Here is a 6,293-nt window from a genome sequence, read left to right as displayed (position 1 = left end):
CAGACTTTCCACCACAAGGGGGATCGCTGGCCGGCACCCGACACGGGCGCCGGCCAGCGGCACATCGTGAACACCGACGACGGCCGGCACCCCGCGCGGGTGCCGGCCGTCGGCGTACCCGCCACGAATCCTGGACGGCTGCCGCTCCTGCGGGCTACCGGCGGCGGGACGCCAGCCAGCGCGTCGCCAGGGCGGCGGCGCTGCCCCAGATGCCGCGCCGGAACAGCAGCACGACGAGGACGAAGATGCCGCCGGTCACCAGGCCGATCGTCTCGAACCCGGAGAACGACAGCCAGTCCTCCAGGCGGACGACGATGCCCGCGCCGAGCACCCCGCCCCAGAGCGTGCCGATCCCGCCGAGCACCACCACGATGACGGCCTTGCCGGAGGTGGTCCAGTGCAGCACCTCCAGGGAGACGAAGCGGTGCCCGACGGCGAACAGCCCGCCACCGAGCCCGGCGATGAAGCCCGACAGCACGAACGCGGTCAGCTTGTAGCGGTGCACGGGGTAGCCGAGCGCGCGGGCCCGTGCCGGGTTGTCGCGGATGCCGACCAACACCCGGCCGAAGGGCGAGTGCACGATCCGCCAGGCGCCGGCCAGGCCGAGCAGCACGATCGGCAGGATCGCGTAGTAGAAGTAGTAGTCGTCGGTGAGGTCCAGCCCGAACAACTCGCGGGGCACGCCCTGCAGGCCGTTCTCACCCTGGGTCACCGAGCGCCACTCGTTGGCGATGTAGTAGACCATCTGCGCGAAGGCCAACGTAACCATGGCGAAGTAGATGCCGGTCCGCTTGACCGCCAGGTAGCCGATCGGCACCGCGAGCACGGCCGCGGCGAGCGCCCCGGCCAGCACGGCCACCGGGAACGGCAGGCCGGCGTGGATGGCCACCAACCCGGTGACGTACGCGGAGGCGCCCCAGAAGGCCGCGTGCCCGAAGGACATCAGCCCGGTGAAGCCGAGCAGCAGGTCCACGGCGACGGCAAACAGCGCCCAGCAGAGGATGTCCACCGCCACCGCCGGATAGAGCCCGTTGGGCAGCCAGAACGCCACCAGCAGCCCGACGGCGAGCAGCGCGTACCGGACCCAGCCGGGCGCCCGGGTCACGGCGACCAGCCCGGACTTCGGCGCCGGACGGCGGGCGTCGGTCGTGGTGTCGACGGTGCTCGTCATGCCGGTGCCTCCTCACGGCCGAACAGCCCGGCCGGGCGCCAGAGCAGCACGACGGCCATCACGATGAAGACGATCGTCTGCGACACGATCGGGAAGTCGGACAGGTACGCCTCACCCCACGCCTGGACCAGGCCGATGCCGAAGCCGGCGGCGACGGACCCGAAGATCGAGCCCAGACCGCCGATCACCACGACCGCGAAGACCACGATGACCAGGTCGGCGCCCATCAGCGGGTTCACCGCCCGCATCGGCGCGGCGAGCACGCCGGCCAGCCCGGCCAGCCCGATGCCGAAGCCGAAGACCGGGGTGACCCAGCGCCCGACGTTGATGCCGAACGCACGGGTCAACTCGGGCCGCTCGGTCGACGCCCGGACCACCATGCCGATCCGGGTGCGCGTCAGGACCCACCAGACGCCGACGCAGACGGCGACCGCGAAGCCGAGGATGAAGACCCGGTAGGTGGGGAAGTCGAAGAGCCCGAAGTCGACCGACCCGCTCAGCGCGGACGGGGTCTCGTACGGGCTGGACTGCACGCCGTAGCGGAGCTTCACCAGGTCCTGCAGGATCAGCGTCAACCCGAAGGTGAGCAGGAAGTTGTAGAGCGGGTCGAGCCGGGTGAGCCGGTGGATGAACGCCCGCTCCAGCGCCATGCCGACCAGGGCGAGGCCCACCGGTATGATCACCAGCGCCGCCCAGAACGGCACGCCCGCCTCGCTGAGCAGCACGTACGCGCCGAAGGCGCCGAGCATGTAGAACGCCCCGTGGGCGAAGTTGACCACTCGCAGCATGCCGAAGATGACCGCGAGCCCGAGGGCGAGCAGGGCGTAGAACGCCCCGCTCACCAACCCGTTGAACGTGTTCTGCAGGAAGCCGGTCATCGGCTCGTCACATCTTGCACGCCGACGACGGCGCGGCGAACGCCTCGGCGGCGGGGATGGTCTCGAGCACCTTGACGTAGTCCCACGGCTCGGTGACCTCGGACTGCGGCTTCACCTGGGCGAGGTACGCGTCGTGGATCACCCGGTGGTCCTCGGCGCGGAACTTGCCGTTGCGCAGGAAGACGTCGTTGACCTCCTTGCCCTCCAGTCCCTTGACGATCGCGTCGGCGTCGTCGGTGCCGGCGGCCTGGGCGGCCTCCAGGTACTGCATCGCGGCGGAGTAGTTGGCCGCGTGCGCGAAGGACGGCCGGGTACCGGTCTCCTTCTGGAACCGGTCGGCGAACTCGCGGTTCTGCTGGTCGAAGTTCCAGTACCAGGCGTCGGTGTAGGTGGTGCCGGCGAGCGCGGCCGGGGTGAGCGAGTGGATGTCGGTGATGAACATCAGGCCGACCGCCAGCCCGACGCCCTTGTCCCGCAGCTTGAACTCGTTGTACTGCTTGACCACGTTGACCAGCTCCGCGCCGGCCTGCATGGTCCCGAGCACCTGCGGCTTCGGGTTGAGCGTCGGCGCCTTCAGCAGGAAGGTGGAGAAGTCGCCGCTGGTGTTCGGGAACGGCGCCCCGTCCTTGCCGACGACCTGCCCGCCGGCGGCGGTGATGGCGGCGGAGAAGCTCTTCTCCATGTCCTGCCCGAAGGCGTAGTTCGGGTAGAGGATGTACCAGTTCTTGCCGACCTGCTGGGTGGTGACCTTGCCCGTGCCGTTGGCCAGCATGTACGTGTCGTACGCGTAGTGGAACGTGTACTTGTTGCAGCTCTTGCCGGTCAGGTCGGTGGTCGCCGCGCCGATGTTGAAGTAGAGCTTCTTCTTCGCCTTCGCCACGTCGGCCACCCGCAGCGCCGCCGACGAGGTGGGCACGTCGAGGATCAGGTCGACGCCCTGGCGGTCGTACATCTCCTGGGCCTTGCTGTTGGCGACGTCCGGCTTGTTCTGGTGGTCGGCGGTGACCACGGTGATGTCCTTCGTCACCGCCTGGTCGCCGTGCTTGGCCTTGAAGTCGGCGATCGCCAACTCCACGGCCTTGATCGAGTTCTTGCCGGACAGCTCGGAGTACGCACCCGACTGGTCGTTGAGCACGCCCAGCACGATCTTGCCCCCGGTCAGCTTCTGGTCCCCGCCCGACTGGGGACCGCCGCCGCCGCAGCCGGCGACCAGCACCATCGCCGCCGCCGACGCGGCGGCCACACCCACCGTCCTACGCATGCCCATCCCTCCACCCCGCGCGGCGCGCGGGTCGTCGAATCGAAATCAGATGCCGAGGTACGACAGCAGCTCGCGTTCCCGCGACTGCACCTCGGAGTTGTCCATCGCCTCCGCGATGCGTCCCTCGGCCAGCAGGTAGTGCCGGTCGGCGACGCCGGTGGCGAAGTGCAGGTTCTGCTCGACCAGCAGCACGGTCACCCCGTGCCGCTTGGCCTCGCGCAGGAGGTCGCCGACCTGCTGCACGAGCAGCGGCGAGAGCCCCTCGGTCGGTTCGTCGCAGAGCAGCAGCCGGGCGCCCATCCGCAGCACGCGGGCGAGGGCGAGCATCTGCTGCTCGCCGCCGGAGAGCATGGTGGCGGCCGAGTCCCGTCGCTGGTAGAGGGCGGGGAACGCCTCGTACACCCGCTCCAGCGGCCACGGGTCGGGGCCGACCGCCGGTGGCAGGGTGAGGTTCTCCGTGACGCTCAGCGTGGCGTAGCTGCCCCGGTCGTCGGGGACCCAACCGAGCCCCAGCCGCGCCCGCCGGTACGCGGGCAGCTTCCCGACGTCCCGACCGTCCAGCTCCACGGTGCCCCGCTGGCCGGTGTGCAGGCCCATCACGCAGCGCAGCAGGGTGGACTTGCCGGCCCCGTTGCGCCCGACGAGCGTGACCACCTCGCCGGCGGAGACGTCCAGGCTGACCTCCCGCAGCACCTGCGCCTCGCCGTACCAGGCGGACAGGTTCTCAATGCGCAGCATCAGCGGCTCCCAGGTATGCGGTGATCACGCGCTCGTCGGCGCGGACCTGCTCGTACGGGCCCTCGACCAGGACCTTGCCGGCCTGCAGGACGGTGACGGTGTCGGCGAGCCGCCCGACCACGCTCATGTTGTGCTCGACCATCACCACGGTCCGGCCCTGCCGGACGCGCGCGATCAGGTCGACGGTGCGATCGACGTCCTCCAGGCCCATGCCCGCGGTCGGCTCGTCGAGCAGCAGCACCTTCGGGTCCAGCGCGAGGGCGATGGCCAGCTCGAGTGCCCGCTTGCGCCCGTACGCCAACGCCTCGGCGGGGGCCTCGGACAGCTCGGCCAACCCGACCATGTCGAGCAGCTCGCCGGCCCGGTCGGTGTAGCGGCGCATCAGCTTGGCCGAGCGCCAGAACCGCCAGCCCAGCCCGCTCGGGCTCTGCAACGCCAGCTCGACGTGCTCCCGCGCGGACAGCTGCGGGAAGAGGCTGGTGATCTGGAACGACCGGGCCACGCCGAGCCGGGCGACCTGCTCGGGCGGCAGCCCGGTGACGTCGCGTCCGGCCAGCTCTATCCGGCCGCCGCTGGGCTGCAGGAACCCGGTCAGCAGGTTGAAGAGGGTGGTCTTCCCGGCGCCGTTCGGGCCGACGAGCGCGTGCACGCTGTCCGCCGCGATGTCGAGGTCGACGCCGTCGACCGCCCGGAAGCCCCGGAAGTCGCGGGTCAGCCCGCGAGCCGACAGGAGCGCTTGCCCGGCCATCGCCTACTCCTCCGTAGGTGTCGCGACGGTCGGGTCGGTGACCACGGTCACATGGCCGTCGCGTGCTGGAAACCTACGGCGGGTCGCGCGAGTCGAGCCATGTCGATGACCCACACATTCAAGGGCGTCGACCCGGCTCCGCACACCACCTGAGAACCACGCGACGCGCGATCCGCGCCATCGAGGTTGGTCAGTGGGATGCTCGGTCGGGTCCCGGCATGTGGCGACACCACGGCCGCCGCCCGGTGCCGGGCGACGGCCGGGTCACGGCGCGGGGCGGCAGCCGGGTCCGGGCGCGGGGCGGCCTACGCGGGCGGCACGGGTGGCGCGCACGCCTAGCGGCCGGTCAGGGCGTCCAGCGCGAGGTCCACGTCCTCCTCGGTGGAGTAGACGTGGAAGGAGGCCCTGACCCGGCCGGCGCGCACCGCCGCCCGGACGCCGGCCCGCTCCAGCCGCTCCCGCGCCCCGGGCACCTCCACGGTGACGATGGCGCTGTCCCCCGGCGGGCGACCCAGCCCGGCGAGGAACCGGTTGGCCAGCGCGACGTCGTGCGCGTGCACGGCGGGCACGCCGATCTCCAGGAGCAGTTCCAGGGCGGGGGCGGTGCCGACCCAGCTGAACCAGGCGGGCGAGACGTCGAACCGGCGGGCGTCGTCGGCGAGCCGCAGCGGCGGGCCGTAGTAGGAGGCGTGGGGGTCCTGGCCCGCGTACCAGCCGGCCGCGTCGGGGCGCAGCCGCTCCCGCAGCGCCGGGGCCAGGTAGGCCAGCGCCGAACCGCGCGGGGCCATCAGCCACTTGTACGCCCCGGCCACGACCACGTCCGCGAGGCCCGCGTCGAACGGCAGCCAGCCGCACGCCTGGGTGGCGTCCACCGCCACGAGCGCGCCGTGCGCCCGGGCCGCCGCGACCACCTCGTCGTACGGGGCCACCGCGCCGTCGGCGGACTGCACCAGGCTGAACGCGACCAGGTCGGTGCCGGTGTCGACCGCGTCCACCAGCCCGGCCAGCGGCACGGTGCGCACCTCGACGCCCCGCTCGGCCTGCACCAGCCAGGGGAAGAGGTTGGACGTGAACTCGACCTCGGGCACCACCACGGTCGCGCCGGCGGGCAGCGCGGCGGCGACCGGGGCCAGCAGCTGCGAGACGGTGGCCCCGATCGCGACGTCGGCGACCGGCACCCCGACCAGCCGGGCGAAGGCGACCCGCGACCGGTGCGTCGACTCGCCCCAGCCCTCCCACGACGTACGCCCGACCCGCCAGTCCGCCAGCGCCTCCTGCACCGCGTCCCACACCGGCTCGGGCGGCAGCCCGTAGCTGGCGGTGTTCAGCCAACCGGGCTGCGGCTGCCACAGCTTCTGCGCCTGCGCGATCTCCACCCCGCCGACGCTAGCCGCCCGCGCCCGCCCGCGGGACGGCCAATCCCGCGCGCGCGGCCTCGGCTCCCGCGCGGCCTCGGCGACGGCTCCGGACCGACCAGGTGCCACCTCGGTCGTGCCC

General features: G+C 72.1%; 6 protein-coding genes. All 6 read right to left on the bottom strand.

Annotated elements, in window-relative coordinates; genetic code table 11:
- Positions 1-154: 154 nt before the first annotated feature.
- Positions 155-1,171 (bottom strand): branched-chain amino acid ABC transporter permease, encoded by a 1,017-nt coding sequence (locus ACFY23_RS21900; RefSeq protein ID WP_350685479.1) that lies wholly within the window; start codon positions 1,169-1,171, stop codon positions 155-157.
- Entirely contained in the window at positions 1,168-2,049 is an 882-nt protein-coding gene (locus tag ACFY23_RS21895) for a branched-chain amino acid ABC transporter permease (RefSeq protein ID WP_350685481.1), read from the bottom strand. The genes ACFY23_RS21900 and ACFY23_RS21895 overlap by 4 nt, the downstream gene beginning before the upstream one ends.
- A 7-nt stretch (positions 2,050-2,056) precedes the next feature.
- Positions 2,057-3,316 carry an ABC transporter substrate-binding protein gene (locus tag ACFY23_RS21890; protein ID WP_350685483.1) on the bottom strand — a complete coding sequence of 420 codons (1,260 nt, stop codon included), beginning with the start codon at positions 3,314-3,316 and terminating at the stop codon, positions 2,057-2,059.
- A 39-nt stretch (positions 3,317-3,355) separates the two neighbouring features.
- The gene (locus ACFY23_RS21885) at positions 3,356-4,048 is read right to left on the bottom strand and encodes an ABC transporter ATP-binding protein (RefSeq protein ID WP_350685484.1); all 693 of its coding nucleotides are present in this window, start codon (positions 4,046-4,048) and stop codon (positions 3,356-3,358) included.
- Positions 4,035-4,796, bottom strand: a complete 762-nt coding sequence (locus ACFY23_RS21880; protein ID WP_350685486.1) for an ABC transporter ATP-binding protein — start codon at positions 4,794-4,796, stop codon at positions 4,035-4,037. The genes ACFY23_RS21885 and ACFY23_RS21880 overlap by 14 nt, the downstream gene beginning before the upstream one ends.
- A 335-nt stretch (positions 4,797-5,131) precedes the next feature.
- Positions 5,132-6,172, bottom strand: a complete 1,041-nt coding sequence (locus tag ACFY23_RS21875; RefSeq protein WP_350685487.1) for an aminotransferase class V-fold PLP-dependent enzyme — start codon at positions 6,170-6,172, stop codon at positions 5,132-5,134.
- Between the last annotated feature and the right edge of the window lie 121 nt (positions 6,173-6,293).

The organism is Micromonospora sp. NPDC000121 (genome assembly GCF_042899165.1).
Lineage (GTDB): Bacteria > Actinomycetota > Actinomycetes > Mycobacteriales > Micromonosporaceae > Micromonospora.
Note: the sequence above shows the minus strand (reverse complement) of the source record. Positions and strands in the feature narration are given on the sequence as shown.